The sequence below is a fragment of the Amycolatopsis sp. NPDC104863 genome (assembly GCF_055582965.1).
On record NZ_JBVJOW010000012.1, the window covers coordinates 64,800 to 89,821 of the forward strand.

The window sequence follows — 25,022 nt, forward strand, 5'->3', positions numbered from 1 at the left end:
ACGACCACAGTAGACGAACTCAGCGCAGGGCGTACCCACCGTCGGGGTAGAGCGTCGACCCCGTGGTGTACGTGCTGCCGAACAGGTACAGCACCGCATCGGCCACTTCGGACTCCTTCCCGACGCGGTGCAGCAGCGTGTCCGCCCGGTACTGCGCGAAGCTCGCCTCCCGCACCGCCGCGGGCCGCCCGGCCCACAGGTCGCCGTCGATCGTGCCGGGCGAGACGACGTTCACCCGCACCGGCGCCAGCTCCACCGCCAGCCCGCGCCCGAGGCCCTCGATCGCCGCGTTGCAGGCGACGTACGCAGGCGCCGCGCCGGGTGGCCGGACGCTCGCCGCCCCCGACATCAGCACGATCGACGCCTCGGGAGCCAACCGCGGCACCGCGTGCTTGACGGCGTGGTACTGCCCCCAGAACTTCGTGACGAACGGGCTCGCCGCGTCCTCGTCACTCAGCTCCCGCAGCGGCCCGACCGTGTAGGACGCGCCGGGCGTGAACAGGTGGTCGACGCGGTCGAGCGCGCCGAAGAACGCGGCCAGCGACTCCTGGTCGGTGCTGTCGACGACCTGCCAGGTGGCCCCCAGCGGATCGGCCGCCGCGGCCAGCTTCTCCGGCGTCCGCCCGCCGAGGTGGACCGAAGCACCCGCGGCGGCGCAGCGCCGGGCCACCGCCAGCCCGATACCCGACCCGCCGCCGATGATCACGACGTGCTTCCCGGTCAGGCTCACGCGATCTCCTCGACGGGCCGGAAGGGGTGCGGCAACCCGAACGCGGCCGGGCCGAAGGTGTCCAGGGCCGCCGGCGTGCGCATCAGCGGCGGGGTCGAGATGCCGACCACCGTGACGCGCTGGCCGTACCGCAGGGTCTCGGTCGTGATCGGCTCGGCGGTGGCCGCCTCCAGCACGCAGATCAGGTCGGGCACCACGCATCGCACGGAACCGTCCACAGTGGCCAGCAGGTTCTCGTTCTGGAACAGGATTTCGAGCTTGTGCGCGCCGTCGAACGACACCGCCTCGGCGCGGCCGCGAGCGAAGCCCTCTTCGGTCCGACGCTCCACATCGGACACCTTGCCGCGGAACAGCACCCGCAGGTGTGCGTACGGCGTCGAGCGCAACGCGGCGGCCAGCCGCTCGACCGGATCCTCGGTGCGTTCCCGCGCGGACCGGATCGTCCGGCCCACGGTCAACGCCAGCGAAAGCGTTTGCGGCACGGCCGTGCGCTTGACGTCGGCGCCGCTCATCGCGTACTCGGCGATGTGCGCGACGCCGCCGAGCCGGATAGTGATCCCGCGGGCCAGCCACTCCATCCGCCGGTTGTCCGCGCCGGTGTTGATCACCGTCGTCTCGCCGCGCTCACCGCCGATGGCCATCGGTGACCCCGGGATACCGTATACACCGAACGTTTCCATCTGCAGCTCCGGGAACGCCCGGCCCATCCCGTCCGCGTCGACCACGGGCAGCCCGAGCCGCGCGCCGACGAGCAGCGGGATCATCGAGTTGATGCCCCCGCACTCGATCGGCATGGTGGCGTCGGCGGATCGGCCGAGGTGCTTCTCCAGTGTCCGCAACGCCAGCACCGGCTCCGCGCCGTTGGGCAGCTTCTCGTGCACCACGGTCGGCGCGCCCATCTGCGCGGTCGGGATCACGAGCGCGTCGTCGTCCACTTCGGACGGATCCAGGATCGTGACCGGCCCGTGCTCGCGGATCGCCTCGCGCACGAGCAGCCGGCCGACGTACGGATCGCCGCCCCCGCCGGTGCCGAGCACCGCGGCGCCGCGGGCGAGGTCGGGCAGGTCGTCCTCGGTCAGGGTCCAGCTCACCCGGCCACCCCGATCGGGTCGATGTCGTATCCGAAATACCGTGGCCCGGCGAGCGCGATGCCCTCCGGGGTGTGCCAGCGCGGGTCGGCGGGCGCGGCGATGACCGTGACACGCTGGCCGTACCGCAGGCCTTCGGTGGTGACGGCCTCGCCCGACTCCCGCTCGAGCGAGCAGATCAGGTCCGGCACCGACGCCTCGACCACGCCGTCGCGTTCGGCCACCAGGTGCTCGTTCTGGAACCGCAGCACCAGCTCCGCGCCGGTGTCACCGTCCATTCCCGACAGCCGGGCCTCCCCGCGGGCAAAGCCGGTGACCGTCCGCCGGGCGACGTCGACGACCTTGCCGCTGAACAGCCGCCGGCCACCGAGCCGTTCGACGACCCGGGATACAGGATCCACGTGCGCCTCTCGCGCCGCGCGAACCAGCGCACCCAGCTCGGCGCACAGGCTGAGCGTGCCCGGCACCAGCGCTTCCCGGGCCTGCGCGCCGGACATCGCGTAGTTGCTGATCATCGCCGAGCAGCCCATGTCGATGGTCGCCGACCGGGCCAGCCGCTCGGCCCAGTGATTGTCGACGGTATCCAATACTCCGCGGTTGCCCTTTTCGTCGGCAATCGACATCGGTGTCGCGCGGATTCCATACAGTGTGGGAAGGACCATCTGCAGCTCCGGGAACGCGCGGCCCATCCCGTCGGCGTCGACCAGCGGCAGGCCCAGCTGCGCCGCCGCGACGACCGGGATCAGCGAGTTGACCCCGCCCGCCTCGGCGCACGCGATGTGCGTCAGCTCCTTGCCGAGGTACCCGGCGAGCGTGCGCGCGGCCAGCCCGACCTGCTCGGCCGAGGGCAGCTTCTCCACCATCACGGTCGGCGCGCCCATCATGGCCACCGGCAGCACCACGGCGTCGTCGTCCAGGTCGGCCAACGGGACCAGCGGGACCGAGCCATGAGTACGGACCGCCGACGTCGCCAGCAGCCGGCCGATGTACGGGTCTCCCCCGCCACCGGTGCCGAGGATCGCCGCGCCACGCGCGATGTCGTCCAGATCGGTGAGCGTGATCTCGCGCATCACGCCCCCAGCTGCAGGTCGCCGACGGCCTTCGCGCGGATGCGCGTGGCGTTGCCGGGCAGGTACGGGATGGGCACCTCGTCGAAGTCGACGATGGCCACGGACGCCGGTGACGCGCCGGCGGCGACGGCCCGGTCGATCGCCTCCTGCTTGGCTTCGTCCACAACGGACTCCCGGCGGCCCGGCTCGATCACGTACACACGGTCGACCTCCCCGCCGATCTGCGCGATCGCCGCGCCGATTGCGTTGGCCACGGCGTAGTTCTCCGGCCGGTGCACCTCGCCGCACCCGGCCAGCTCGTCCGGCAGCAGCACCGAACCACCGCCGACCGCCACCACCGGCAACGGCTCGGCGGACGTCCGCATCCGTTCGACCACATCGGACACGTCCGCGGCGATCTTGTCCAGCGCGGCCCGCACCAGCGAGCGGTCCAAATGCGACACCAGCGACGCGTCCCCGATGTCGGCGCGACCGGCGGCGACCGCGATGTCCGTCGCGGTCAGCGTGTCCCCGCCGAACACGAGGGCCTTGGACGTCAGCTCGTAGCCGACCGAATCCGGGCCCACAGTGACGTTCCCGCGCACGCGGCTGCCCCCGCCGAGGCCGATCGACAGCACGTCCGGCATCCGGAAGTTCGTGCGGATGCCCGCGACGCTGACGTCCGTGGTCGCCTCACGCGGAAATCCTTGCCGCAGCACGCCGACGTCCGAAGTGGTGCCACCGACGTCGACCACCGCGCAGGTGTCCAAACCGGACAGCACGGCGGCGCCGCGCATCGAGTTCGTCGGGCCGGAAGCGAAGGTCGCCACCGGGTACCGGCGCGCGAAGTCGACGTCCATCAGCGTGCCGTCGTTCTGGCTCAGGTAGAGCGGCGCGGTGATGCCCGCGCCGGTGACGGACGCGGCCAGGCCGTCGACGATGTGCGCGGCCAGCTCGCGCAGCGCCGCGTTGATCACCGTCGCGTTTTCCCGCTCCAGCAAACCGATCCGGCCGATCTCGTGGGACAGCGAGATCGCGACGTCCGGCAGCTGCGCGCCGATGATCTCGGCCGCGCGGGTCTCGAACTCGGCGTTGACCGGGGAGAAGACCGAGGTGATCGCGACGCTGCGCACCCCGGCCTCCCCCATGTCGTCGGCGGCCTTGCGCAGCTCGCTCTCGTCGAGCTCCGCGATGTGGCGGCCGTCGAACTCGTGTCCACCGTGGACCAGGTAGCTGCGCCCCTGCACCGCGTCGACGAGCCGTTGGGGCCAGTCGACCATCGGCGGCAGCGACGCCCCGGCCGGCAGGCTCAGCCGCACGGCCGCGGTCGGCGCGAGCCGGTGGGCCTCGACGAGCGCGTTGATGAAGTGCGTGGTGCCGATCATCACCGCCCGCACCGCCGCCGGGTCGAACGCGCGCTGCCGCTGCAGGCCGTCGATCGCGGCGACGATGCCCGAGGTGACGTCCGCGGTCGTGCTGGTCTTGACCGAGGCGAGCACCTGACGGCCGTCGAGGAGGACGGCGTCGGTGTTGGTGCCGCCGACGTCGATGCCGATGCGCACAGGGATTCTCCTTAAGCGGACTGGACGACGGGAGCGGCCTCGGCGGTCCGGCTGCTGCCGATCCCGCGCACCAGGCCGAGCTTCCCGGCGACGACGTACAGGACGAAGGCCACGACGAGCGAGTTGATGCTCGGCAGGCCCCACTCGACGAACTCGCCGAAGAGCGCCGCGGCGACCCAGACGACGAGCGTCGCGGGCACCCACACCGGGGCGTCCTCGGGCACGGTGCCGCGCGAGCGAGCGCTTTCCAGCTCCCCGCGCCACTTCTTGACCACGAAGTACTCGGCGACCATGATCCCGGCGATCGGCGGGAACGCGACCCCCAGCACGGTGAGGAAGTCGGTGAACTTCGCCAGGATCCCGGCCGCGGCGAGCACACTGCCGGCCAGGCCGAGCACCGCCGTGACGAGCCCGCGGTGGGCGCGGCGGCCGGACACCGTGCCGATGAAGTTCACGACCCCGAGCCCCGAGGAGTACAGGTTCCAGTCGTTGATCTTGATCGTGCCGGCGATGACGATCAGCAGGCCGACCCAGCCGACCGACGACGTCACGATCGTGGTGATCCCGGCGCTGCCGACGGCGTGCGCGAGCAGCACACCGGACAGGCCGATGACGTACTCGCCGAGGGTGATCCCGACGAGCGTCTGCTTGACGACGTCCGAAGTGGACCGGTTGAACCGGGTCATGTCCGGCGTGATCACGGCACCGACGATGAACCCGCCCGCCACCAAAGTCGTGCCCTGCAACAAGCTCATCGACGGCCCGGGCGGGGCCGAGGAGACGAGCGCACCGAGGTCGTGGCGGGTCAGCTCGGAGATCACCGACCAGCCGACCAGGATCAGGAACGCCGGGACGGTCAGGTACGCCGTCCAGGCCATGGAGTGGAAGCCACGCACCACGATCGCGGTGACGAGCAGGCCGAACAGCAGCGCCCAGGCCCACTCCGGCAGGCCGCCGATGAGCGCGACGAGGCCTTGCGCGGATACTGCCGACTGGATACCGAACCAGCCGATGAGGCTGATCCCGATGGCGAGCCCGATGAGCGCCGAGCCGCCGCGGCCGAAGCCGGTCCAGCGGGCGATCATGGACGTCGAGAGGCCCTCGCGGACGCCGATGACGCCGACGAGGATGGTGATGAGCTCGAGGATGACCGAGCCGAGGGTGAACGCCAGTACCGCCGGCCAGAAGCCCATCCCGAAGCCGACCGTGGCTCCGAGGAGGAACTGGGACAGGGCGGAAACCTGGCCGAACCGCTGGACCGCGACCGACCACCACGAGTACCGGGCGTGGTCCGGCACTCTGGTCAGGGCATAGTCGTCGACACCGACTGCTGAGGCCACGTCGACCTCCTTCTCCGGGCTGGGGAACGGTTCCCCGCACCGTAAGCAGTGGTCCCGGCGGCGTCACGGTGCGATGTGCACAGTTCACGCGTCAGGACTGTGCAGTCAGCCCAGAGGGTCCACCCCGGTCAGCGTGACACTTTCCGACCACACCCGCTCGGCGGCCGCGGCGTCGGTGAGGTTGGCCCAGCGCGATTCGAGCCGTGGCCGGCCGCGCAGGCCGAACACCCGCGGACCCCACAGCTGGCCGCCGGCGACGTCCGGGCCGAGCACCGCGCGGACGGCGGGGCGCGCGCCGGCGTCCTTGCCCTGCAGCAGTGCGCGGGCGGGCAGGCCGCGCAGCCACTGGCCGACGGTGCGGACGTGCACCGGCGGCCGCGACGGCGTCAGCGAGTCGAGCGCACCACCGGGGTGGGCGATCACGCTCAGTCGCTTCGAACCGGCGTCGCGCAGCCGCCGGTCGAGCTCGAGCGCGAACAGCATCTGGGCCAGCTTGGACCGCTCGTACGCGCGCTTCGGCTGGTAGTCGCGTTCGCTCTGGAGGTCGGCGAAGTCGAGGCTCGACGACTTCGCCGCGAAGCTGCCCGTGGTGACGATGCGCGCTTCCGGGCTCAGCACCGGCATCAGCGCCGCGACCAGTGCGAAGTGGCCGAGGTGGTTCGTGCCGAACATCAGCTCGTGACCGGCGTCGGTCTCGCGCCGCGGCGGGTGGTCGAGCATGACCCCGGCGTTGCAGACGACCGCGTCGAGCTCGCCGGTGTCGAGCGCCTTCAGGGACGCCAGGTCGGCGAGGTCGATCTTGACGTACCCCACCTTCGCGCCGGCGACCTGCGAACGGACCGAAGCCATCGCGGCCTCCGCCTTCGCCGCGTCACGGCTGCCGATCACCACTTCCGCCCCCGCCGAAGCCAGCTGCTCGACGGCGAAATAGCCGATCCCGGCGTTGCCCCCGGTCACCAGCACCCGCATGCCCGTCCCCTCCCCGTGCCAAGCTGTCCCGCATGGAGAACGCTACCGGCTACCGGCGCTCGGCCGGCTCGGCCCGCGGCGAAGCCCGGCGCCGGGAGCTGCTGGCGAGGATCACCGACGACGTCGCCGAGAACGGTCTGGTCGACTTCTCGCTGCGGCGCGCGGCGAAGTCGGCCGGGACGACGCACAAGGTGCTGCTCTACCACTTCGAAGGCGCCGAAGACCTGCTCCGCCAAGTGGTCTTTTCGCTGCGCGAGCGGCGGATCGGCAACGCGCTGACCGCGGTCGCCGCCTCTTCGTCATCGCTGGCCGACCGGGTCCGCGCAGCCTGGGTGAGCCTGCGCGACGAGGAGTCGGAGCTGCGGCGGGTCCTCGACCAGGCGATGGGCCTGGCGATGTACGACCCGGGCCGGTACGCGGCGCTCGGGCGGGGAGCGTCCCAGCAGTACCTGCCGACGCTCATCTCCTTCTGCCCGCCGCAGTGGCCGGAGCAGCGGAAGTTCGAGGTGGCGTCGATGATCCTCGCGACGTTGCGTGGCTTCCTGGTCGACCTGCTGACCAGCGACGACGGTGACGGCTCGGCGGCCGGGTTCGAGGCGCTGCTGCGCGCGGTGGAGCGGGAGGAAGCCGCCGGCTGACGCTCGACAGTTTGCGAACCACGTGGTTCACTTCAGCCCAGGGGACCACACTGGGAGGCTGTCATGCAGGTCGAGCTGTCCGCGGGCACCGTCGAATACACCGACACCGGCGGCCCGGGCCCGGTGACCGTCTTCGTCCACGGCCTGCTGATGGACGGAACACTCTGGGACGCCCCCGTCGAGGACCTCGCCCGTGACCACCGGTGCGTCGTCCCGACCCTGCCGCTGGGCGCGCACCGGCAGCCGATGCGCGAAGACGCCGACCTGTCGATGAGCGGCATCGCCGCGCTGCTCACGGAGTTCCTCGAGCACCTCGACCTGCGGGACGTCACGCTCGTCGGTGTCGACACCGGCGGCGCGCTGGTGCAGCTGCTGATGGCCGGCGGCGCGCCACGGGTGAGCGGGGTGGTGCTCGGCTCGTGCGACGCGTTCGACAACTTCCCGCCCGGGCTCACCGGCAAGACGCTGGTCGCCACCGGAAAGCTGTCACCGGGCCTGTTCGGGGTGTTCATGCAGCAGATGCGGCTGCGCGCGGTGCGGCGGCTCCCGATCGCGTTCGGCTGGCTGACCAAGCGCGGCGACGCGGCGACGACCCGCTGGATCCGCCCCCTGCTGGCCGACGCGGCGATCCGCCGCGACACGGTCCGCGTCCTGCGGGCGGCGGCCGCTTCGCCGGGCTTCCTGCTCGAGGCGGCCGAACGGCTGCCGAGCTTCGACCGGCCGGTGCTCCTCGTCTGGGCGAGCGAGGACCGCGTCATGCCGCTCGAGCACGGCCGACGGCTGGAGGCGTTGCTACCGAAGGGAAAGCTTGTCGAGGTGGCCGACAGCTACACACTGCTGCCCCTGGACCAGCCGGCGGAGCTCGCCCGGCTCGTCCGGGAGTTCACAGCCGGCTGAGACCGTGGAGGATGCGTTCCATCAGCTCGAGGCTGGGCCGGTTCCCCGAGCCCTTGCGCGCGGTGTGCACGGCGACGATCCCCCGGTCCGCCAGATCGGACAGCAGGACCCGCGCCACCCCCAGCGGGATCCGCCGCCGCGCGGCGACCTCGGCGACCGACTGCGAAGTGCGCAGCAGCGCGCAGATCTCCGTCTCCTCCGTCGTGCTCCCCCGCACCACCGCGCGTCCGCGCTGCGTGATCGACACGAGTGTCTCGATCGGGAGGTCCCGGGTCGGGCGGGTGCGGCCATGGGTGCGGAAGTACGGGCGGACCATCCCCGCCCCGCCTTCTTCGAGCACGGACCCCCAGTGCACAGCCAGCTCCTCACGGCGATTAATCCTTGTCGGCGATTATTTGACCTAAAGATCGAGTAGCCCGCAATCGACCGAACAGAGCAACGCCGGAAAAAGCGCTGGTCAGCGCCCTGAGGTCGGCGCGGTACTGCCCCGAAGGACTAGCCGGGTCCGGAGAATCGCCGGAGATGTCGCGATTTTTCCGCCGGACAACCTGGCCAGCAGGAGCCGGCCGGCCCGCTCGCCGAGCTCGGCCACGGGCTGCGCGACCGTGCTCAGCTCGAGCAGGCCGGCGAGGTCGTGGTCGTCGAACCCGAGCACCGAGACGTCCTCGGGCACCCGCAGCCCCGCCCGGCGCAACGTGCGCAGCGCCCCGAACGCCATTTCGTCCGACGCGGCGAACACCGCGGTCGGCCGGCGCGGCAGGCCGAGGAGGACGCTCATCGCGCGTTCCCCGCCCGCGACGGAGAAGCCGCCCCCGGTCTCGAACCCGGGCTCCGGCTCGCGGCCGTCCTCGCGGCACACCTCGTGGTAGACCTCCCGGTAAGCGGCCAGCCGCCGCAGCGGCGTCGTGAACCCGAGCGGGATCGGGGCGCTCTCGCCGATGAACGCGATTTCGCGGTGGCCCAGCTGGACGAGGTGGCGCATCGCGGTCACCGCGGCGCCGTGGTCGTCGATCCCGACGGAGTCTCCGCCGGGCTCCTCGGTCCCGATCGTGACGAGCGGGACGCCGAGCGCCAGCACCTGCTCACGTTCGGCCCGCGTCAGCGGCAGGGAGAGCACGAGCACCGCGTCGACCCGGCGGCGCAGCGGCAGGCCGGCGAAGAACCGTTCGCGGCCCGGCTCGTCGCCGAGGTTGTAGAGCAGGAGGCTGATCCCGGCGTCGCGCAGCACCCGCTCGACCCCGGAGATGATCCGCGAGAAGTACCAGCGGTCGACGTAGGGCACGATCACGCCGACGGTCCCGGTCCGGCCGGTGGCCAGGCTCGACGCGGCGGGCGAGATGGCGTAACCGAGCTCTTCGGCCGCGGCGAGCACCCGCACCCGCGTCCGGTCGGCAACACCAGGAACCCCGCGCAGCGCCCGCGAGACGGTGGCGGCCGAGACGCCCGCGAGCCGCGCGACGTCGTCGAGCTTCTCCGGCATCCTTCACCCCCCGTTCGTTGCAAGCGCTTGCAGCCATCCGAGCCCTTACCATTGACAGCTGCCCCAAACAAGGCTAATCATCGCTGCAAGCGCTTGCAATGGGCATAGCCTGCCCGGCAAGGAGGCCGACATGCGCCTGCTCCTCCCCGTCACCGGCGCGGCCCTGCTGGCCGCCACCACGCTCAGCGCGTGCTCCTCCGCCGGCGGGCTGACGATCAACCTGTACATCTCGCCGGAGGACCACCTGCAGACGGTGGTCGACCGCTGCACGCAGGAGGCCGCGGGCCGCTACAAGATCGTCTACAACAAACTCCCCCGCGGCGCGGACGGCCAGCGCGAGCAGATGGTCCGCCGCCTCGCAGCGGGCGACACGTCGCTGGACGTCCTCGGCCTCGACGTCACCTGGGTACCGGAGTTCGCCGAGGCGGGCTGGGCCGAGGAGTGGACGGGCGCCAACGCGGCGGCGGCCACCCAGGACGTGCTGCCAGGGCCCCTGACCACCGCCAAGTGGAACGGAAAGCTCTACGGCGCAACGAAGAACACGAACGTCCAGCTGCTCTGGTACGACGACCGGATAACGCCATCCCCGCCCAAGACGTTCGACGAGCTGATGACCCAGTCCCAGCAGCTGAAGGCGGCGGGCAAGCCGTACCAGGTGGTGTTCACCGGCGCGCAGTACGAAGGCTTGGTGGTCTTCTACAACACGCTGGTCGCCTCGGCAGGCGGCCACATCCTGTCCGACGACGGCAAGTCGGTGGTCATGGACAACGGCGCAGTCCAAGCACTGGAGCTGCTGAAGAGGCTGACAACGGCAGGCATCACGGACCCGTCCCTGACGAACCAGAAGGAAGACGACATCCGCCAGGCCTTCCAACGCGGCCAGGCGGCGACCGAGCTGAACTGGCCGTTCGTGTACGCGTCGTACGCGAAGGAGAAGCCCCAGGACCTGACCCACTTCAAGTGGACCCGCTACCCATCGGTGATCCCAGGCCGCACCAGCAGGGTGACAATCGGCGGCTTCAACCTGGCGGTCTCGACGTATTCGCAGCACAAGCCAGAGGCATTCGAAGCGGCCCTGTGCCTACGAAACGCAACATCACAGAAGTACCAGGCCCTGGTCGACGGAGTACCCCCAAGCCTGACATCGATCTACAGCGACAACACCCCTCTGGATCCGGCAAAACCAGCGGACCCCAAGGAAAACCCGACAATGCAGGACCAGTACCCCATGAAGGGCGACATCCAAAAGGCGTTGACAGACGCAGCAGTCCGCCCCCTAACCCCGGCGTACCAGAACCTGTCAACGGTAATCTCAAAGGTACTGTCACCCCCAGCAGAGATAAACGTGGAAGCAACAGCAAAAGAACTACGTGAGCGCCTAACAGACGCACTGAACTCACGAGGAATAATCCCGTAAAAGGAGGGGAGACAGACCCCCACCAGCCCCTCGTCCCAGCACCGGTTAGCACCGGCTGACCAGTGTCAAGGGTGGGCGCTTGCGCCCATCGCGAAGCGACGCCGAAGGCGCCCTTGACGCTGGTCAGCCGGTGTTAAACAATATCCGACGAGGGGCAGGTCTCCCAAAGCCAAAGTCACAACCGAATAGGCTTCTTGTTCATAAACTCTTCAATCCCCAAAACCCCCAACTCCCGCCCAATCCCCGAACGCTTGATCCCCCCAAAGGGAAGATCAGCCTCAGACCCCCCAGACTTGTTGAGATAAACCATCCCAGCCTCAACCCGCCGAGCAACCCGCAAGCACCGCGCCCGATCAGTACCAAAAACACTCGCCCCAAGCCCAAACGGCGTGTCATTGGCAAGAGCAACGGCTTCATCCTCATCCTCAGCCCGAAAAACAATCACCACAGGCCCAAAAATCTCCTCATGATAAGCAGCCATCCCCGACGTCACATCGGTGAGCACGGTAGCCTCAAGAAAAGCCCCAGGCCCAGGAACCCGCCGCCCCCCAGCCCGCAGCGTCGCCCCCTCCCGAACAGCCCTCTCAACCTGCCCAGCCACCTCATCAGCAGCGGCAACAGAAGCCAACGGCGGCAGGGTAGTACCCGGATCAGCCGGGTCACCCGGCACGTAATACTCAGCAACCCGCTTAGCCAACCGATCAACAAACTCGTCGTAAAACTCCCCAAGAACAATCATCCGCTTCGGCGCATTACAAGACTGCCCACAATTCCGCATCCGAGCGGTGGCAACAACCTTCACAGTCTCATCAAGATCATCAGTATCCAAAACGATCAACGGATCAGACCCACCCAGCTCGAGAACACACTTCTTGAGATTCCGCCCAGCCTCAGCAGCAACAGAAATCCCAGCCCCCTCACTACCGGTCAACGAGACCCCGACCAACCGCGGATCAGCAAGCATCCAAGGAACCTGCCGACTGGACGCAAAAACGTTCACGTAAACATCCGAAGGCACCCCAGCCTCCCGCAGCACCTCCTCGATAGCCACAGCCGAACGCGGGCAGATCGAAGCATGCTTGAGCAGGATCGTGTTCCCAAGCACAAGATTCGGCGCAACGAACCGCGCAACCTGATAGGCCGGAAAGTTCCACGGCATGACGCCAAGCAGCGCGCCGATCGGCTCCTTCGTCAGCACGGCCTCGCCGGCACGGATCGGCATCGGCTCGTCCGCCAGCAGCTCAGGGCCGCGCTCGCCGTAGTAGCGGAAGATGTCCACGACCACCCCGACCTCACCGCGGCCTTCGTTGATCCGCTTCCCCATCTCCAGGGTCATGATCGCGGCCAGCTCGTCGGCGCGTTCGGCGAACAGCTCGGCCGCGCGCAGCACGATCGCGGCCCGCTCGGCGACCGGCCGGGCGCGCCAGGCCGCGAACCCGCCGTGCACCCGCTCGATCGCGGCGCGGACCTCGTCGTCGGTCGCGTTCGGGACCTCCGCCACCCGTTCACCGGTGGCGGGGTTGGTGACTGAGTACATGGTGGCCTCCTGTGCCCACGGTAGCCTACTGCATACTGTATACACCATGGGATCACTGATCGACACCCGCGCGGCGGTACCCGTCGGCGCGTGATCGACTATCGTTCCCCCATGACGCTGGAGATCACCGGCGGATCCTCTTTTTCCGCCCTGACAAGGGAACCCGGTCGCTGGACCCGTCGTTACACCGCAAGCTTGGTCAGCTTCGGCTGCCCCGCGCGCACGTACGAACGGGCCCCGCGGGTCTGGAGCGGTCGCGGCCTGGGCCTGCCGGAAGGCGAGCTGACGGCCTTCGCCGGGCAGCTCAAACGCGTCATGAAGCACGAGGCGTACTGGCTGGCGCGGGCCGGGAACGCGGCCGACGCCGCACGGTGGTCACCGGGCCGTTACGACGACGAAGACGGCTTCGTCTACTTCGCCGGGCCGTGCACCCACGCCGATCCCTGGCCCGGCTACCGGCCGGCGCGCACGTTCACGATCGGGCTCCCCCAGATCCGTGGCCTGCGGATCCGGGTGGCCGCCTACCTCGCGGCGAGCTGATGACCCCGGGCGACGTCAGGCGGGCCGTCCGCGCCGGAGCCGTCGCCGCCGTCGTGAGCGGCCTTCCCTCCACCGCCCACGCGCTGTTCACCGGCCGGGACGTCCTGGCCGCGACCCGCGCGGCGGGCACCCTGCTCCCCGGCCGGCGCGACCGGCCCGGCGTCGCCGCCGGGCTGATCGCGCACGTGCTGGTCTCCGCGGCGTGGACCGTCGTCCTCGCCGCGGCCGCCCGCCGGGTCCGCCTCGGGGGCACCCGGGGCGCGGCGGCCGGACTCGTCATCGCCGCACTCGACCTCGGGGTCGCGGCACGCGCCTATCCCGCCGTGCGGGCATTACCGCGCGTGCCGCAGATCCTCGACCACCTGGTCTTCGGCGCCGTCACCGCCGTGCTGCTGCACCGTCCACATCGGACGGGTCAGGACACGACCTCGACGACGTCACCGGGGTGCAGCGAGTTGTAGAACATCACCGCGGCCGCGTGCGAAAGGTGCACGCACCCGTGGGACTTGACCTTCAGGCTGCCCTGGTGGAACGCCACGCCGGTGGTCGTGAAGAACACCGAGTACGGCATCGGCCCGTTGAACTGCTTGCTGTAGTGGTCGATGTCCTTGTACTGCACGTGGAACTTCCCGAGCGGGGTCGGGTACTTCGGCAGCCCGACCGTGATCGGGACCCCGCCGTAGGTGACGTTGCCGGCGCCGTCCGTCAGCCACGCCGTATTCGAACTGCGCTGGACACAGGCCTTCGCTTCGGCACTGCACGGCGTCGACGCCGCTTCGGCCGTTCCCGCGAAGCCCAAGGTCCCCACCATCGCGGCGACCCCGCCCAGTAGTGCGATCATCCTCCGGTTCATCGCGTGCCTCCCGTTGTCGATCGGCTACACGGTGTAGGGTTCCCCGTTTTGCGATCTTCGAACCGGGATGATCAGTTCTGCGGCTGGGACAGCTGGAGGAACTCGTTCTGCTCACGGTCGTAGCGCTGGGTCAGCCCGTTGCCGTAGCGGTCCCACCAGTTCTGCGTGTGCCCGCCCTGGCGGGTGGTCGTGTCGCCGTAGACCTGCCGGTCGTACTCGATGCGCGCGTCGTGGAACTCCTGCTGGAACTGCTGGGGCGTGAGGCCCTGCGCGTGCTGGACCGCCGCGTCGTTGATCGTGCGCGAGCTCTGGACGATGTCGTCGCCCGCCATGTGGTTGATGATCGCGCGGACCCCGCCGGCGCCGCGCATGTGCGCGCCGGACATGACCGCGGCCTGGGCGCCCGGGTCGGTGAAGTTGAGCGCGCCCGCCGTCCGGGCGTTCGCGGTCATCAGGTCGGACACGACGGCGCGCTCCTCGGCGCTGCCGATGCCGTACTGCTCGCGCGCGGCGATGATCCGGTCGTAGCCGTTGTGCATGTTCTGCCGGAAGCCGTAGGCCTCGGGCACGCCGCCCTGCTCGCCGGTCGCGCCTTCGGAGCGCATGATCGAGTCGACGACCCGCGGGTCCAGCTGCGGTGGCGCCGCCGCGGCCGCCGCTCCCCCGCCGCCCTGCGCGGTGGTGGCGGCCTGGCCGCCGCCGTAGGCCTGCGCGACGTCGGTGTCGGCGGCGTTGTACCCGTTCGCGGCCGTCTGGACGTTCTGGTTCACGTTCGTGATGAGGCTGAGGAACTTCTGCAGCGCGCTGCCGAGCGAGGAGTGCAGCGCCGAGTTCGCGGCGGCGACCCCGCTGCCGATGCCGGCGAACGACAGCGCGTCCAGCACCAGGCCTTCCAGGTCGCGGGTCGTCGACAGGAAGGACGACCCGACGTCCTCGACCGCCTTGACGACCGTCCCCATTTCCGCCGTCTCGGCGTGGTAGGCCCCGGCACCCATGGTCTGCTCCCTCCGGACTCCGGCGTGACGGGACCGAGAATTCCCCACGGCGGCGGCGCGCTCCACGGCCGAATTACCCACTGCGGTCAAATCACCTGCCGTTAATCTTGAGTTCACCCCGAAGACATCTGCGGTGGCATTAACCCAGGCATGACTACGCAGACGCTCGACACGATCGCGTCCGAACAGCTCGACCTCCAGCTGCACGTGGTCGAGGACCGCCTGAACGCGGACTACACGAGCCTGGACCGCCCGTCGGTGCACGCCCTCGTCGAACGGGAGCGGCAGCGGTTCGACGAGGCGCGGATCCACGCGTTCGTCCCGATCCTCGTCGAGCGGGCCGTCCGCGACTCGCTGCGGGAGCCGAGCGGCAAGCACCGGCGCTAAAGTCGGGAGATGGACAAACCCCAGGACGATCCGAACGTCGTGGACGGCGAGATCGTCGACGAGACACCGACCGCCGCCCTCGCGGTGCCTTCGCCGGCGCTGCCGGACCCGGACTACAGCGAGGGCGGCGTGCCCAGCTTCGACTTCGTCCGCGACAAGATCGAAAACCGCTACACGACGTCGGTCGGGGCGAGCGAAGTGGCCGGTCTGGGCACGGACAACACGGTCGAGACGCTGGACAAGCAGATCGCCGACCGTGACCAGGCCGCCAAGGACCGGCTGGCCGAGATCCGCCGGTCGATGCGGGGCGAATAACCGCCCGCCTCAGCCGAAGATCGCGACCGGATCGCCGGTGTACCAGGCGTTGGTGATGACGACCCGCCGCAGCACCCAGCGGTCGCCGTCGCGGACCAGGTCGGCCTCGTAGCGGTTCTTCAGCAGGGGCGTGCGTGCCGTGGTCGGCGCTCAGCAGGTGCTGGGCCTCGACCATCGCGGTCAGCCGGGCGGTGTCGCCGGTGATGCGGACGCGCTCGTTCGTCACCTGGTGGGTCGTGTCGACCCGGCCCTCGAACAGCGCCAGGATCGTGTCGACGATCGTGTCCCGGCCGGTCATGGGCGCCGGCTCGGCGCCCCAGCGGGCGGCCGCCGGCCGGAAGTCGACCTCGGCGTCGGCGGCGAAGGACGACGCGAAGAGCTCGCGGTCCTTGAGGTCCTGGCCGAGGCCGAAGCGGTACAGGGCGTCGATGATCTCGACGCGGTCGTGCAAGTCGGTGTTCATGTCCTCCAGCCTCGGGCGGTCCGGCAAGTCGATCAATGCGCTGCTGTGCCACGATCGTCAAGCAGGACTTGACGATGGGGGTCGGCCGTGCCGGAGTCGCGGGAGCTGGAGGCGTTCCTGGTGCTGGCCGAGGAGCTGCACTTCGGCCGCACGGCGGAGCGGCTGCACGTGTCGACCGCGCAGGTCAGCCTGACGATCCGGAAGCTGGAACGGCGGATCGGCGTGCCGCTGTTCACCCGGACCAGCCGCCGCGTCGAGCTGACGCCGGTGGGGCGGCAGCTGCTCGCCGACCTCGGGCCGGCCTGGTCGGCAGTCGAGACGGCCGTGGCCAAGGCGGTCGAAGCCGGCCGCGGGGTGACGGGCACGCTGCGCGTCGCGTTCGGCGACGCGGCGGGCGGGCAGCTCCTGGCGGGGGTCGCGGAGCTGTTCCGGAAGCGGGAGCCGGGGTGCCGCGTCGAGTTCCGCGAGGTGCGGCCGGCGGAGGTCCTGCCGTGGCTGCGCGACGGCGAGGTGGACGTCGTGCTGGCCGGGCTCCCGCTCGACGGTCCCGATCTGGTCATCGGCCCGGTCCTGGTGCGGGAGCTGCGTTTCCTGGCCGTCGCGGCCGGACATCCGTTCGCGCGCCGGGAGTCCGTGCCGGTCGCGGACCTGGCGCGGGTGCCGGTGCTGCGGTGCGCGCTGCCGGACCCGTGGCTCGACGAGCACGCGCCGGACGCGGAGATCCGGCCGTCGGCGGGCCTGCAGGAGCTGTTGACGCTGGCCGGCGCCGGGGAGGGTGTGCTCCCGGTGGGCGCGCACCTCCGGCGGTACTACCCGCGGCCGGACGTCGTGTACGTGCCGCTGACCGACGCACCACGGCTGGAGTGGGCGCCCGTGTGGCGGGCCGGGGCGGCGACCGCGCGAGTACGCGCTTTCACGGCGGCTGCGGCGGAGTTGGTGCGCGAGCCCGCCTGAGTCAGGCAGGGGGCAACGAGGTCAAGCCGGCTGGTGCGCAAGCTCGCCTGAGCCAGGAAGGGGCCGCTCGGTCAAGCCGGCAGCGCATGTCCTCAGACTGGCGCGCGAGCCAACCTGAGTCAGGAAGGGGCCCGCTCGGTCAAGCCAGCAGTCAGCCCAGCTCCTCCGGCTGGCTCGCAAGCCGGCCTAAGCCAGCGGCCACCCAGTCAAACCGGTAGCCAGCGCATCTCCTCCGGCTGGCTCGCAGCGATCGCCTCCAGCCGGTTCGGGTAGACCGGCACCACACCCGCGAACCCCGCCAGCCGCACCACCCGCTCGACCACACCGCCCGGCGGCACGACCAAACACCCCGCGACCCCGCGCGCCCGACAGCGCCGCACCCCCTCGAACAGCGACCACGCCCCGCGAGCCGAGAGGAACGTGAGCGCGGTCAGGTCGACGGCCAGCAGGTGCGGGCTCGGCAGCGCGCAGATGGCGGTGTCGAGCACCGTCGTCCAGCGCAGCACCGACGTGATGTCCAGCTCACCGCGCACCTCGACGACCAGCACTCCCGCGGCCCGTTCCGCACAGGTTCCGTCCTGGTCGCGCATCGCGCGCCTCCTCGAGGGCAGGGTCGGGGCCACCGCGGACCATGGTCCCACCCCGGGAGTCCGGGCACCCGCTGTGCCGCGAGGAGCCACGCGGACGGCTCAGCCGGCGCGGCCGTCCGGCTCAGCGTCCACTGTGGACACCCAGGCGGCCCAGCCACTCCTGCAGCAACGTCGCTTCGCCCGGCGAAAGGTCCGCCGGCGGGGCCTCTCGCAGCCGGGCGGCGAGGGTGGTCGCCGTCGCCGCGACGTCGTCGGCCGGCCGGGCCGGCTCGTCGGCGAAGACGCCGGACAGCACGCCCTCCCGGACGCGGACCGAGAACTCCTGGTCCGGGTAGAGCTCCGGCCGGGTGATCATCGACAGCGCGACGCCGGCGTTGGCCGCCATCACCATCTGCGCGGCGAGCGCCGGCGGCAGCTTGAGCAGGCCCGCGGCCGCGCAGCGCTCCAGGACCGCCAGCAGCAGGCTGTGCGCCTCCGCGGCCGCGCCGGGCGGGGTCGACAGGCCCGAGTACATCAGCCGGTAGTAGTTGGGGTTGTCGAGCGCGAACGCGACGTGGTTGTCCCAGCCGTCGCGCAGGTCACGCGCCGGGTCGTCCGACGGCTTCGCGGCCCGCTTGCCGGCCAGGTACTTCTCGAACCCGCGGTCGACGACGGCCGCCATCAGCCCCTCTTTGTCGCCGAACTGCCGGTACAACGCCGGCGCGCCGACCCCCGCGGCCTCGCAGACGGCGCGCGTCGAGAAGTCGGCCTCGGCCGAGCGGGAGAGCAGGTCGGCCGCCGCCTCCAGGATCCGCGTTCTCAAGTCCACGGTAACGACGCTACCAGCCGTTATCGTCGATATCAACCAGACGGTAGCGCCGATTCGCGAAGCGTGTTAGCGTCGATTACGAAATCCGGTAACACCGATACGCAGAGGACACACCATGCCGTTCGCCAACTTCAAGGTCCCCGCCGGCACGCTCACCGCCGAGCAGAAGGAGCTCATCGTCACCCGCACGACCGACCTCTACGCCGAGCTGTACGGCGACCGCGCCCGCGGGAACACGATGGTGCTGGTCGAGGAGGTCGCCGACGGCGGCTGGGGCATCGGCGGCGACGTGCTCACCCTCGCGAAGCTCCGGGCCGGCTGACGTCAGGCCTTCGTAATCTCCGCGTGGAATCATCGGCTGACCACCGAAGTTGTACAGGTGGCAGCACCACACGAGGAGAAGGAGTGACGCCGTGACCACGTCAACCGAGAGGGCCGTCCTGGCCGGCGGCTGCTTCTGGGGGATGCAGGAGCTGTTCCGCCGTCAGCCCGGGGTGATCTCGACCCGGGTCGGCTACAGCGGCGGCGACGTCAAGAACGCCACCTACCGCAACCACGGCACGCACGCCGAGGCGATCGAGGTGGTCTACGACCCGTCGCGGACGACGTTCCGCGACCTGCTGGAGTTCTTCTTCCAGGTGCACGACCCCACGACGAAGAACCGTCAGGGCAACGACATCGGGCTGAGCTACCGGTCGGCGATCTACTTCGAGAACGACGAGCAGAAGCGGATCGCCGAGGACACGATCGCCGACGTCGACGCGTCCGGGCTGTGGCCGGGCAAGGTCGTCACCGAAGTCGCCCCCGTCGGCGACTTCTGGGAGGCCGAGCCGGAGCACCAGGACTACCTGCAGCGCATTCCGAACGGGTACACGTGCCACTTCGCGCGCCCGGGCTGGAAGCTGCCGAAGCGCGAGACGACCGCCTGATACATCCGCACCACGTAAGGCCCCTTCGCCGATCCCCGGCGAAGGGGCCTTCGTCGTTTCGGCGGCGGCAAAGATCACCCGAACGGCGGTGATCCCCGCCGAGTCCACAAGGGACGGTCAGCTGATCGAATCCCAATGGGGGCGAATGTCCTTTTTGGGAAGTATTGCGTCCGGTAGATAAGACCGTACGTTAGTCGCTTGTTCACGAGGCTCCGGCACCGGATTCTGATTTCCGTTCCACAGCACCACCTCTCGTCCCCTTGATCCGGCCCGGCCTCGAACCCGGGCCTGGTTCACCCTGCCCGGAGGAGATTCCTCGATGGAACTGAGACGTCCTGTCGTCTTGGCAGCAACCGGCGTGCTCGTCGGCGCCCTCTGCATCACCGGTACCGCCCAGGCCCAACCCACCCCGAACGCCGCGCCCAGCGCCCAGGCCCAGGCCGTCTCCGCGGCCGCCGGCCTCGTGGCGAGCAGGCCCGCCGCGCTGCACGCCGGCACGGACGACGTTTTCCAGGCCCAGAAAGCGATTTCCTCGACCAACGGCCTCCAGTACATCCCCTACGAGCGCAGCTACAAGGGCCTGCCCGTGGTGGGCGGCGACTTCGTGGTGGCGACCAACTCGACGGGCCAGGTGCTCGGCACGTCGGTCGCGCAGGACCAGACCATCAACCTCGCCTCCACCACCGCCAAGGTGACCGGGGCCGCGGCCGAGGCGACCGCGCGGCAGCAGCTGTCCGCCGTGGACAGCGTCAGCCCCGCGCAGCAGGTCGTCTACGCGCTCGGCACGCCCACCCTCGCCTGGAAGAGCACCGTCGTCGGCCGGGACGCCGAGGGCCCGAGCCGGCTCGACGTCATCGTCGACGCCGCCTCCGGCAAGGTGCTGAAGACGCAGGAGCACGTCCTCAACGGTGACGGCACCAGCGCGTGGAACGGCCCGAACCCGGTGCACCTCGACACCACGCACTCGGGCAGCACGTACTCGCTGAAGGACCCGACGATCACCAACACGTCCTGCCAGGACGCGGCCAACAACACCACCTTCAGCGGCCCCGACGACCTGTGGGGCAACGGCAACGCGACCAGCCGCGAGACCGGCTGCGTCGACGCGCTGTTCGCCGCCCAGACCGAGAACAAGATGCTCTCGCAGTGGCTGGGCCGCAACAGCTTCGACGGCAACGGCGGCGGCTGGCCGATCCGCGTCGGCCTGAACGACCAGAACGCCTACTACGACGGCACCCAGGTCCAGATCGGCAAGAACACCAACGGTGGCTGGATCGGCTCGATCGACGTCGTCGCGCACGAGCACGGCCACGGCATCGACGACCACACCCCGGGCGGCATCTCCGGTGCGGGCACCCAGGAGTTCGTCGCGGACGTCTTCGGCGCCTCGACGGAGTGGTTCGCGAACGAGCCGGCTCCCTACGACCAGCCGGACTTCCTCGTCGGCGAGCAGGTGAACCTCGTCGGTTCCGGCCCGATCCGCAACATGTACAACCCGTCGGCGCTGGGCGACAAGAACTGCTACGACAGCTCCGTCCCCAACGGTGAGGTGCACGCGGCCGCCGGCCCCGGCAACCACTGGTTCTACCTGCTGGCCGAAGGCACCAACCCGACCAACGGGCAGCCGACCAGCACGACGTGCAACAGCTCCACGGTCACCGGCCTCGGTGTCCAGAACGCGGTGAAGATCTTCTACAACGCGATGCTGCTCAAGACCTCCAGCAGCTCGTACCTGAAGTACCGCACCTGGACGCTGACCGCGGCGAAGAACCTGTTCCCGGGCAGCTGCACCGAGTTCAACACCGTCAAGGCGGCGTGGGACGCGATCTCCGTCCCGGCGCAGTCGGCCGACCCGACCTGCTCGGCGACCGGCACCGTCACGGTTTCGAACCCGGGCAACCAGTCGACCGTGACCGGCGCTTCGGTGAACCTGCCGCTGTCGGCTTCGGGCGGCACCGCGCCGTACAGCTGGACCGCCACCGGCCTCCCGGCCGGCCTGTCCATCAACGCCTCCACCGGCACGATCTCGGGCACCGCGACCACCGCGGGCACCTCGAACGTCACGGTGACGGCGAAGGACGCGGCCAACAAGACCGGCACGGCGTCGTTCTCGTGGACCGTCGGCACCACCGGCGGCTGCTCCGGCCAGAAGATCGCCAACGGCGGCTTCGAGTCGGGCGCGGCGAACTGGACCGGCACCACCGGCGCCATCGGCCAGTGGGCTTCGCAGGGTCAGGCCGCGCACGGCGGCACCTACTCCGCCTACCTCGACGGCTACGGCTCGACCCACACCGAGTCCGTCGCGCAGTCGGTGAGCATCCCGGCGGGCTGCCACGCCAGCCTGACGTTCTTCCTGCACATCGACACCGCGGAGACGACCACGACCGTCGCCTACGACAAGCTGACCGTCTCCAACGGCAGCGCGACGCTGGGCAGCTACTCCAACCTGAACAAGGCGACCGGGTACGCGCAGAAGACGATCGACGTCTCGTCGGCCGCCGGCGGCACCCTCGCGCTGAAGTTCAGCGGCACCGAGGACAGCTCGCTGCAGACCTCGTTCGTCATCGACGACGTGGCTGTGACCCTGAGCTGAAGCTAGACCGTTGAAACGGGGAGGCCGGGAAACCGGTCTCCCCGTTTCTGCGTTTTCGGGGGCACAATCGCGCCATGGACGCCGAAACGCTGCGCGCGACCCAGGGCCCGTTGAAGGACCAGTACCGCGAACGCCCCGAGAGCGCGCTCGTCACCCTGCACGCCGACGCCGAGCTGGACGGGCTCGGCATCTCCTGCAAGGTCGAGACCGGCCGTGCTGTGGTCGAAGCCGGGTTGCATCCGGCCACCGGCGGCGACGGCACTCTCGCCTGTTCGGGTGACATGCTGCTCGAAGCACTCGTCGCGTGCGCCGGGGTGACGCTGCGGGCGGTCGCGACGTCGCTGGGCCTCGACGTCCGCGGCGGGCGGGTGCGCGCCGAAGGTGACCTCGACTTCCGCGGCACTCTCGCCGTCGCGAAGGACGCCCCGGTCGGCTTCCGCGCGATCCGGCTGTCGTTCGCCCTGGACACCGACGCGTCCGAAGAGCAGCTCGCCACGCTCAAGAAGCTGACCGAGCGCTACTGCGTCGTTTTCCAGTCGCTGCGGACGCCGCCGGAGTTCGCCGTCACCCTGTCGGCGGCTCAGGGATAAACCCGGAGGACAACGGGGACGCCCGTGGCCTAGCTTGTCGGGGGTCACCGAGAGGGGAAACCGCCATGCCGGAACCGGAGAGCGCCGTCCAAGTGCGCGGGCTCGTCAAGACCTACGGCTCGACCCGCGCGCTCGACGGCGTCGACCTGGACATCCCGGCCGGCCAGGTGCTCGGGCTGCTCGGCCCGAACGGCGCCGGGAAGACCACCACCGTCCGCATCCTGACGACGCTGCTGCGGCCGGACTCGGGTTCGGCGCGGGTGGCCGGGCACGACGTCCTGGCCGAGCCGGACGAGGTGCGGCGCCGGATCGGGCTGTCCGGCCAGTACGCGGCCGTCGACGAGAACCTGACCGGCTTCGAAAACCTCTACATGGTGGGGCGGTTCTACGGCAGGCGGAAGGCCTCGGCGCGGGCCCGGGCGCGCGAGCTGCTCGCGCGGTTCCGGCTGGAGGACGCCGCCGACCGCCCGGCGAAGGGGTACTCCGGCGGCATGCGCCGGCGCCTCGACCTGGCCGGCGCGCTGGTCGGCGAGCCGACCGTCGTCGTGCTGGACGAGCCCACCACCGGCCTCGACCCGGGTGGGCGCCTCGACACGTGGGAAGTGATCAAGGAGCTCGTCGCCGACGGCACGACCGTGCTGCTGACCACCCAGTACCTCGAAGAGGCCGACCAACTCGCCGACTCCATCGTGGTGATCGACCACGGCAAGGTGATCGCACGCGGCACGGCCGACGAGCTCAAGGCCCAGATCGGCGGCGAACGCCTCGAGCTGGTCGTCGCCTCGGCCGCGGACCTGCCGGCCACCCTGGCGGTGCTGCGCGAGGTCGGCACCGGCGACCCGTCGGGTGACGACCACACGCGCCGCGCCGAGATCTTCGTCGACACCGGCCCGAAGGCGCTCATCGAAGCCCTGCGCCGGCTCGACGGCCAAGGCATCACCGTCCAGGACGTCGCCCTGCACCGGCCGACACTGGACGACGTGTTCCTGTCCCTGACCGGCCACGGCGCCGAGTCCGCCGAGGAGGCCGCGAAGTGAACGCGTTGGCGAAGGGCATTTCCGACGGCGGCATCATCACGTGGCGCAACCTGATGAACGTCCGCCGCAACCCGGACTGGCTGATGGCCGCGACGCTGCAGCCGATCATGTTCGTGCTGCTGTTCGCCTACGTCTTCGGCAACGCGATCGGCGGTGAAGCGGGCGGCGCGGCCTACCGCGAGTTCCTCATCGCCGGGATCTTCGCCCAGACGGTCGCGTTCAACTCGGCGTTCACCGTCATCGGCTTCGCGAACGACCTACAGAAGGGCATCATCGACCGGTTCCGTTCGCTGCCGATGTCCCGCATCGCGGTGGTGCTCGGGCGTACGACGTCCGACCTGGTCGTCAGCGTGGTCGCGCTGGTGGTGATGTCGGCGTGCGGGCTGCTGGTCGGCTGGCGGATCCGCGGCAGCTTCTGGGACGCGCTCCTCGGCTATTTGGTGATGCTGATGTTCGCCTGGGCCCTGTCCTGGGTGGGCGCGCTGATCGGCCTGGCCGCACGCAGCGTCGAAGTCGCGCAGAGCCTGGGGCTGGTCTGGATGTTCCCGCTGAGCTTCATCTCCTCGGCGTTCGTCCCGACCGACACACTGCCCGCGTTCCTCAAGGCGATCGCGAACTGGAACCCGTTCACGGCGGTGATCAACGCAACCCGCGATCTGTTCGGCAACCGGTTCGGCCCGGCGCCGACGGGCTGGCCGGCGGAGAACGCGGCCCTGTACGCGATCCTGTGCTGCGTGGCGATCATCGCGGTGTTCGCTCCTCTCGCGACGGCGCGCTACCGCCGCGTGGCGAGCAAGTAGGCGGGCAGCGCGAGAGTCGCCAGACCCCAGATCGCCGCTTGCAGGAGCCACATCGCGACAGTGAACTCCGCCGCCCAGCGGGTGTCGGGGTTGAGGTCACACCGGGCGCGAACGCCCGTCGGAGCCAGCGGAAGGCCGCGGTCGAGCCCCAGCCCCACGAGTTCGACCGTGGTGCACGGCCGACCGGCCGGCGACGTGAACGAGCTCACGCGTTCCCCCACGTGATGGCCACCGTCGGTCACCCGCCCGGCCCACGCACCGAGTCCGCCTGCCAGGGGCATGGTGAGAAGAAGGGCTACCGCGGTTCGCCTCGTGAGGTAGCCGTACCCGGCCAGCATCCCCCAGAGCCGGTGGAAGCCCCGGGTCGGCCACCCACCCAAGGCTTCCGGGGCCCACCGGTGAATGTCCCTCTGCTGCGCGATCAGGATTCTTCTGGCGTTTCCCTCGTGCCCCGCAGCGCG

At 70.2% G+C, this 25,022-nt stretch carries 28 protein-coding genes and 1 pseudogene; 14 read left to right on the top strand and 15 right to left on the bottom strand.

The features are described 5' to 3' along the window. Nucleotides 1-19: 19 nt before the first annotated feature. The 6 genes from ACZ63J_RS45825 to ACZ63J_RS45850 all read right to left on the bottom strand — a co-directional run bounded on the left by ACZ63J_RS45825 (nt 20) and on the right by ACZ63J_RS45850 (nt 6,738). On the bottom strand, nt 20-730 hold the full coding sequence (locus ACZ63J_RS45825; protein ID WP_465401443.1) for an SDR family oxidoreductase: 711 nt from the start codon (nt 728-730) through the stop codon (nt 20-22). Continuing rightward, a complete protein-coding gene (locus ACZ63J_RS45830) occupies nt 727-1,821 on the bottom strand; it encodes a DUF917 domain-containing protein (RefSeq protein ID WP_465401444.1) in 1,095 nt (364 codons plus the stop codon). Before ACZ63J_RS45830 ends, ACZ63J_RS45825 begins: the two co-directional genes overlap by 4 nt. Beyond that, nucleotides 1,818-2,888, bottom strand: a complete 1,071-nt coding sequence (locus ACZ63J_RS45835) for a DUF917 domain-containing protein (RefSeq protein WP_465401445.1) — start codon at nt 2,886-2,888, stop codon at nt 1,818-1,820. The genes ACZ63J_RS45830 and ACZ63J_RS45835 overlap by 4 nt, the downstream gene beginning before the upstream one ends. Further along, nucleotides 2,888-4,429: a hydantoinase/oxoprolinase N-terminal domain-containing protein gene (locus tag ACZ63J_RS45840; protein ID WP_465401446.1), complete on the bottom strand. Its 1,542-nt coding sequence runs from the start codon at nt 4,427-4,429 to the stop codon at nt 2,888-2,890. Before ACZ63J_RS45840 ends, ACZ63J_RS45835 begins: the two co-directional genes overlap by 1 nt. Before the next feature lie 11 nt (nt 4,430-4,440). After that, the gene (locus ACZ63J_RS45845; protein ID WP_465338960.1) at nt 4,441-5,769 is read right to left on the bottom strand and encodes a purine-cytosine permease family protein; all 1,329 of its coding nucleotides are present in this window, start codon (nt 5,767-5,769) and stop codon (nt 4,441-4,443) included. A 105-nt stretch (nt 5,770-5,874) separates the two neighbouring features. Beyond that, nucleotides 5,875-6,738 (bottom strand): SDR family NAD(P)-dependent oxidoreductase, encoded by an 864-nt coding sequence (locus ACZ63J_RS45850; RefSeq protein WP_465401447.1) that lies wholly within the window; start codon nt 6,736-6,738, stop codon nt 5,875-5,877. A gap of 32 nt (nt 6,739-6,770) precedes the next feature. Here ACZ63J_RS45850 and ACZ63J_RS45855 point away from each other — a divergent pair, with 32 nt between their 5' ends. Together ACZ63J_RS45855 and ACZ63J_RS45860 are read left to right on the top strand one after the other, a co-directional pair. Further along, a complete protein-coding gene (locus tag ACZ63J_RS45855; RefSeq protein WP_465401448.1) occupies nt 6,771-7,376 on the top strand; it encodes a TetR/AcrR family transcriptional regulator in 606 nt (201 codons plus the stop codon). A gap of 63 nt (nt 7,377-7,439) precedes the next feature. Continuing rightward, the gene (locus ACZ63J_RS45860) at nt 7,440-8,273 is read left to right on the top strand and encodes an alpha/beta fold hydrolase (RefSeq protein WP_465401449.1); all 834 of its coding nucleotides are present in this window, start codon (nt 7,440-7,442) and stop codon (nt 8,271-8,273) included. Here the strand turns inward: ACZ63J_RS45860 and ACZ63J_RS45865 are convergent. After that, a complete protein-coding gene (locus ACZ63J_RS45865) occupies nt 8,260-8,628 on the bottom strand; it encodes a DUF742 domain-containing protein (RefSeq protein WP_465313577.1) in 369 nt (122 codons plus the stop codon). The genes ACZ63J_RS45860 and ACZ63J_RS45865 overlap by 14 nt on opposite strands. Nucleotides 8,629-8,730: 102 nt before the next feature. Continuing rightward, the gene (locus ACZ63J_RS45870) at nt 8,731-9,753 is read right to left on the bottom strand and encodes a LacI family DNA-binding transcriptional regulator (protein WP_465401450.1); all 1,023 of its coding nucleotides are present in this window, start codon (nt 9,751-9,753) and stop codon (nt 8,731-8,733) included. Nucleotides 9,754-9,883: 130 nt separating this feature from the next. Here ACZ63J_RS45870 and ACZ63J_RS45875 point away from each other — a divergent pair, with 130 nt between their 5' ends. Next, nucleotides 9,884-11,170 carry an ABC transporter substrate-binding protein gene (locus ACZ63J_RS45875; RefSeq protein WP_465401451.1) on the top strand — a complete coding sequence of 429 codons (1,287 nt, stop codon included), beginning with the start codon at nt 9,884-9,886 and terminating at the stop codon, nt 11,168-11,170. A gap of 175 nt (nt 11,171-11,345) precedes the next feature. Here the strand turns inward: ACZ63J_RS45875 and ACZ63J_RS45880 are convergent, their stop codons facing one another. Continuing rightward, entirely contained in the window at nt 11,346-12,707 is a 1,362-nt protein-coding gene (locus tag ACZ63J_RS45880; RefSeq protein ID WP_465401452.1) for an NAD-dependent succinate-semialdehyde dehydrogenase, read from the bottom strand. A gap of 195 nt (nt 12,708-12,902) precedes the next feature. On the opposite strand from ACZ63J_RS45880, the gene ACZ63J_RS45885 reads away from it, so the two are divergent. Both ACZ63J_RS45885 and ACZ63J_RS45890 read left to right on the top strand, forming a co-directional pair. Then, a complete protein-coding gene (locus tag ACZ63J_RS45885; RefSeq protein WP_465401453.1) occupies nt 12,903-13,247 on the top strand; it encodes a hypothetical protein in 345 nt (114 codons plus the stop codon). Next, the gene (locus ACZ63J_RS45890) at nt 13,247-13,708 is read left to right on the top strand and encodes a hypothetical protein (protein ID WP_465401454.1); all 462 of its coding nucleotides are present in this window, start codon (nt 13,247-13,249) and stop codon (nt 13,706-13,708) included. Before ACZ63J_RS45885 ends, ACZ63J_RS45890 begins: the two co-directional genes overlap by 1 nt. On the opposite strand, the gene ACZ63J_RS45895 is transcribed toward ACZ63J_RS45890, so the two are convergent. Then, on the bottom strand, nt 13,663-14,100 hold the full coding sequence (locus ACZ63J_RS45895; RefSeq protein ID WP_465401455.1) for a L,D-transpeptidase: 438 nt from the start codon (nt 14,098-14,100) through the stop codon (nt 13,663-13,665). The two genes, ACZ63J_RS45890 and ACZ63J_RS45895, sit on opposite strands and share 46 nt — an antisense overlap. A gap of 71 nt (nt 14,101-14,171) precedes the next feature. Then, nucleotides 14,172-15,095 (bottom strand): hypothetical protein, encoded by a 924-nt coding sequence (locus ACZ63J_RS45900; protein WP_465401456.1) that lies wholly within the window; start codon nt 15,093-15,095, stop codon nt 14,172-14,174. A gap of 150 nt (nt 15,096-15,245) precedes the next feature. On the opposite strand from ACZ63J_RS45900, the gene ACZ63J_RS45905 reads away from it, so the two are divergent. Then, nucleotides 15,246-15,482 (top strand): three-helix bundle dimerization domain-containing protein, encoded by a 237-nt coding sequence (locus ACZ63J_RS45905; protein WP_465338983.1) that lies wholly within the window; start codon nt 15,246-15,248, stop codon nt 15,480-15,482. Between the two features lie 9 nt (nt 15,483-15,491). After that, a complete protein-coding gene (locus ACZ63J_RS45910; protein ID WP_465338984.1) occupies nt 15,492-15,797 on the top strand; it encodes a hypothetical protein in 306 nt (101 codons plus the stop codon). Nucleotides 15,798-15,987: 190 nt separating this feature from the next. Here ACZ63J_RS45910 and ACZ63J_RS45915 read toward each other — a convergent pair. Continuing rightward, nucleotides 15,988-16,260 (bottom strand): annotated as a pseudogene (locus tag ACZ63J_RS45915) (nuclear transport factor 2 family protein); the annotation flags it as partial. A gap of 87 nt (nt 16,261-16,347) precedes the next feature. Here ACZ63J_RS45915 and ACZ63J_RS45920 point away from each other — a divergent pair. Beyond that, nucleotides 16,348-17,214 (top strand): LysR family transcriptional regulator, encoded by an 867-nt coding sequence (locus ACZ63J_RS45920; RefSeq protein WP_465401457.1) that lies wholly within the window; start codon nt 16,348-16,350, stop codon nt 17,212-17,214. Between the two features lie 206 nt (nt 17,215-17,420). Here the strand turns inward: ACZ63J_RS45920 and ACZ63J_RS45925 are convergent, their stop codons facing one another. Both ACZ63J_RS45925 and ACZ63J_RS45930 read right to left on the bottom strand, forming a co-directional pair. Next, nucleotides 17,421-17,804, bottom strand: a complete 384-nt coding sequence (locus ACZ63J_RS45925) for an STAS domain-containing protein (RefSeq protein ID WP_465401458.1) — start codon at nt 17,802-17,804, stop codon at nt 17,421-17,423. Nucleotides 17,805-17,925: 121 nt separating this feature from the next. Beyond that, entirely contained in the window at nt 17,926-18,612 is a 687-nt protein-coding gene (locus ACZ63J_RS45930; RefSeq protein WP_465401459.1) for a TetR/AcrR family transcriptional regulator, read from the bottom strand. Nucleotides 18,613-18,727: 115 nt separating this feature from the next. Between ACZ63J_RS45930 and ACZ63J_RS45935 the strand changes: the two genes are divergently transcribed. The 6 genes from ACZ63J_RS45935 (at nt 18,728) to ACZ63J_RS45960 (ending at nt 24,561) form a co-directional block, all read left to right on the top strand. Next, nucleotides 18,728-18,934 carry a tautomerase family protein gene (locus ACZ63J_RS45935; RefSeq protein WP_465401460.1) on the top strand — a complete coding sequence of 69 codons (207 nt, stop codon included), beginning with the start codon at nt 18,728-18,730 and terminating at the stop codon, nt 18,932-18,934. Between the two features lie 91 nt (nt 18,935-19,025). Next, a complete protein-coding gene (msrA, locus tag ACZ63J_RS45940) occupies nt 19,026-19,541 on the top strand; it encodes a peptide-methionine (S)-S-oxide reductase MsrA (protein ID WP_465401461.1) in 516 nt (171 codons plus the stop codon). Nucleotides 19,542-19,860: 319 nt separating this feature from the next. Then, nucleotides 19,861-22,134: a M4 family metallopeptidase gene (locus tag ACZ63J_RS45945; RefSeq protein ID WP_465401462.1), complete on the top strand. Its 2,274-nt coding sequence runs from the start codon at nt 19,861-19,863 to the stop codon at nt 22,132-22,134. Nucleotides 22,135-22,208: 74 nt separating this feature from the next. After that, complete coding sequence (locus ACZ63J_RS45950; RefSeq protein WP_465401463.1) at nt 22,209-22,724, top strand: OsmC family protein; 516 nt, start codon at nt 22,209-22,211, stop codon at nt 22,722-22,724. 65 nt (nt 22,725-22,789) lie between these two features. After that, nucleotides 22,790-23,761 carry an ATP-binding cassette domain-containing protein gene (locus ACZ63J_RS45955; RefSeq protein WP_465313557.1) on the top strand — a complete coding sequence of 324 codons (972 nt, stop codon included), beginning with the start codon at nt 22,790-22,792 and terminating at the stop codon, nt 23,759-23,761. Continuing rightward, nucleotides 23,758-24,561, top strand: a complete 804-nt coding sequence (locus ACZ63J_RS45960) for an ABC transporter permease (RefSeq protein WP_465313556.1) — start codon at nt 23,758-23,760, stop codon at nt 24,559-24,561. The genes ACZ63J_RS45955 and ACZ63J_RS45960 overlap by 4 nt, the downstream gene beginning before the upstream one ends. Here ACZ63J_RS45960 and ACZ63J_RS45965 read toward each other — a convergent pair. Beyond that, nucleotides 24,537-24,770 carry a hypothetical protein gene (locus tag ACZ63J_RS45965; RefSeq protein WP_465401464.1) on the bottom strand — a complete coding sequence of 78 codons (234 nt, stop codon included), beginning with the start codon at nt 24,768-24,770 and terminating at the stop codon, nt 24,537-24,539. The genes ACZ63J_RS45960 and ACZ63J_RS45965 overlap by 25 nt on opposite strands. Nucleotides 24,771-25,022: the final 252 nt, after the last annotated feature.

Coding starts and splice junctions, on each gene's coding strand:
- ACZ63J_RS45910 (WP_465338984.1), top strand. CDS start 15,492: ATGGACAAACCCCAGGACGATCCGAACGTCGTGGACGGCGAGATCGTC.
- ACZ63J_RS45895 (WP_465401455.1), bottom strand. CDS start 14,100: ATGAACCGGAGGATGATCGCACTACTGGGCGGGGTCGCCGCGATGGTG.
- ACZ63J_RS45935 (WP_465401460.1), top strand. CDS start 18,728: ATGCCGTTCGCCAACTTCAAGGTCCCCGCCGGCACGCTCACCGCCGAG.
- ACZ63J_RS45925 (WP_465401458.1), bottom strand. CDS start 17,804: ATGCGCGACCAGGACGGAACCTGTGCGGAACGGGCCGCGGGAGTGCTG.
- ACZ63J_RS45900 (WP_465401456.1), bottom strand. CDS start 15,095: ATGGGTGCCGGGGCCTACCACGCCGAGACGGCGGAAATGGGGACGGTC.
- ACZ63J_RS45955 (WP_465313557.1), top strand. CDS start 22,790: ATGCCGGAACCGGAGAGCGCCGTCCAAGTGCGCGGGCTCGTCAAGACC.
- ACZ63J_RS45855 (WP_465401448.1), top strand. CDS start 6,771: ATGGAGAACGCTACCGGCTACCGGCGCTCGGCCGGCTCGGCCCGCGGC.
- ACZ63J_RS45850 (WP_465401447.1), bottom strand. CDS start 6,738: ATGCGGGTGCTGGTGACCGGGGGCAACGCCGGGATCGGCTATTTCGCC.
- ACZ63J_RS45870 (WP_465401450.1), bottom strand. CDS start 9,753: ATGCCGGAGAAGCTCGACGACGTCGCGCGGCTCGCGGGCGTCTCGGCC.
- ACZ63J_RS45905 (WP_465338983.1), top strand. CDS start 15,246: ATGACTACGCAGACGCTCGACACGATCGCGTCCGAACAGCTCGACCTC.
- ACZ63J_RS45875 (WP_465401451.1), top strand. CDS start 9,884: ATGCGCCTGCTCCTCCCCGTCACCGGCGCGGCCCTGCTGGCCGCCACC.
- ACZ63J_RS45950 (WP_465401463.1), top strand. CDS start 22,209: ATGGACGCCGAAACGCTGCGCGCGACCCAGGGCCCGTTGAAGGACCAG.
- ACZ63J_RS45945 (WP_465401462.1), top strand. CDS start 19,861: ATGGAACTGAGACGTCCTGTCGTCTTGGCAGCAACCGGCGTGCTCGTC.
- ACZ63J_RS45860 (WP_465401449.1), top strand. CDS start 7,440: ATGCAGGTCGAGCTGTCCGCGGGCACCGTCGAATACACCGACACCGGC.
- ACZ63J_RS45890 (WP_465401454.1), top strand. CDS start 13,247: ATGACCCCGGGCGACGTCAGGCGGGCCGTCCGCGCCGGAGCCGTCGCC.
- ACZ63J_RS45880 (WP_465401452.1), bottom strand. CDS start 12,707: ATGTACTCAGTCACCAACCCCGCCACCGGTGAACGGGTGGCGGAGGTC.
- ACZ63J_RS45835 (WP_465401445.1), bottom strand. CDS start 2,888: ATGCGCGAGATCACGCTCACCGATCTGGACGACATCGCGCGTGGCGCG.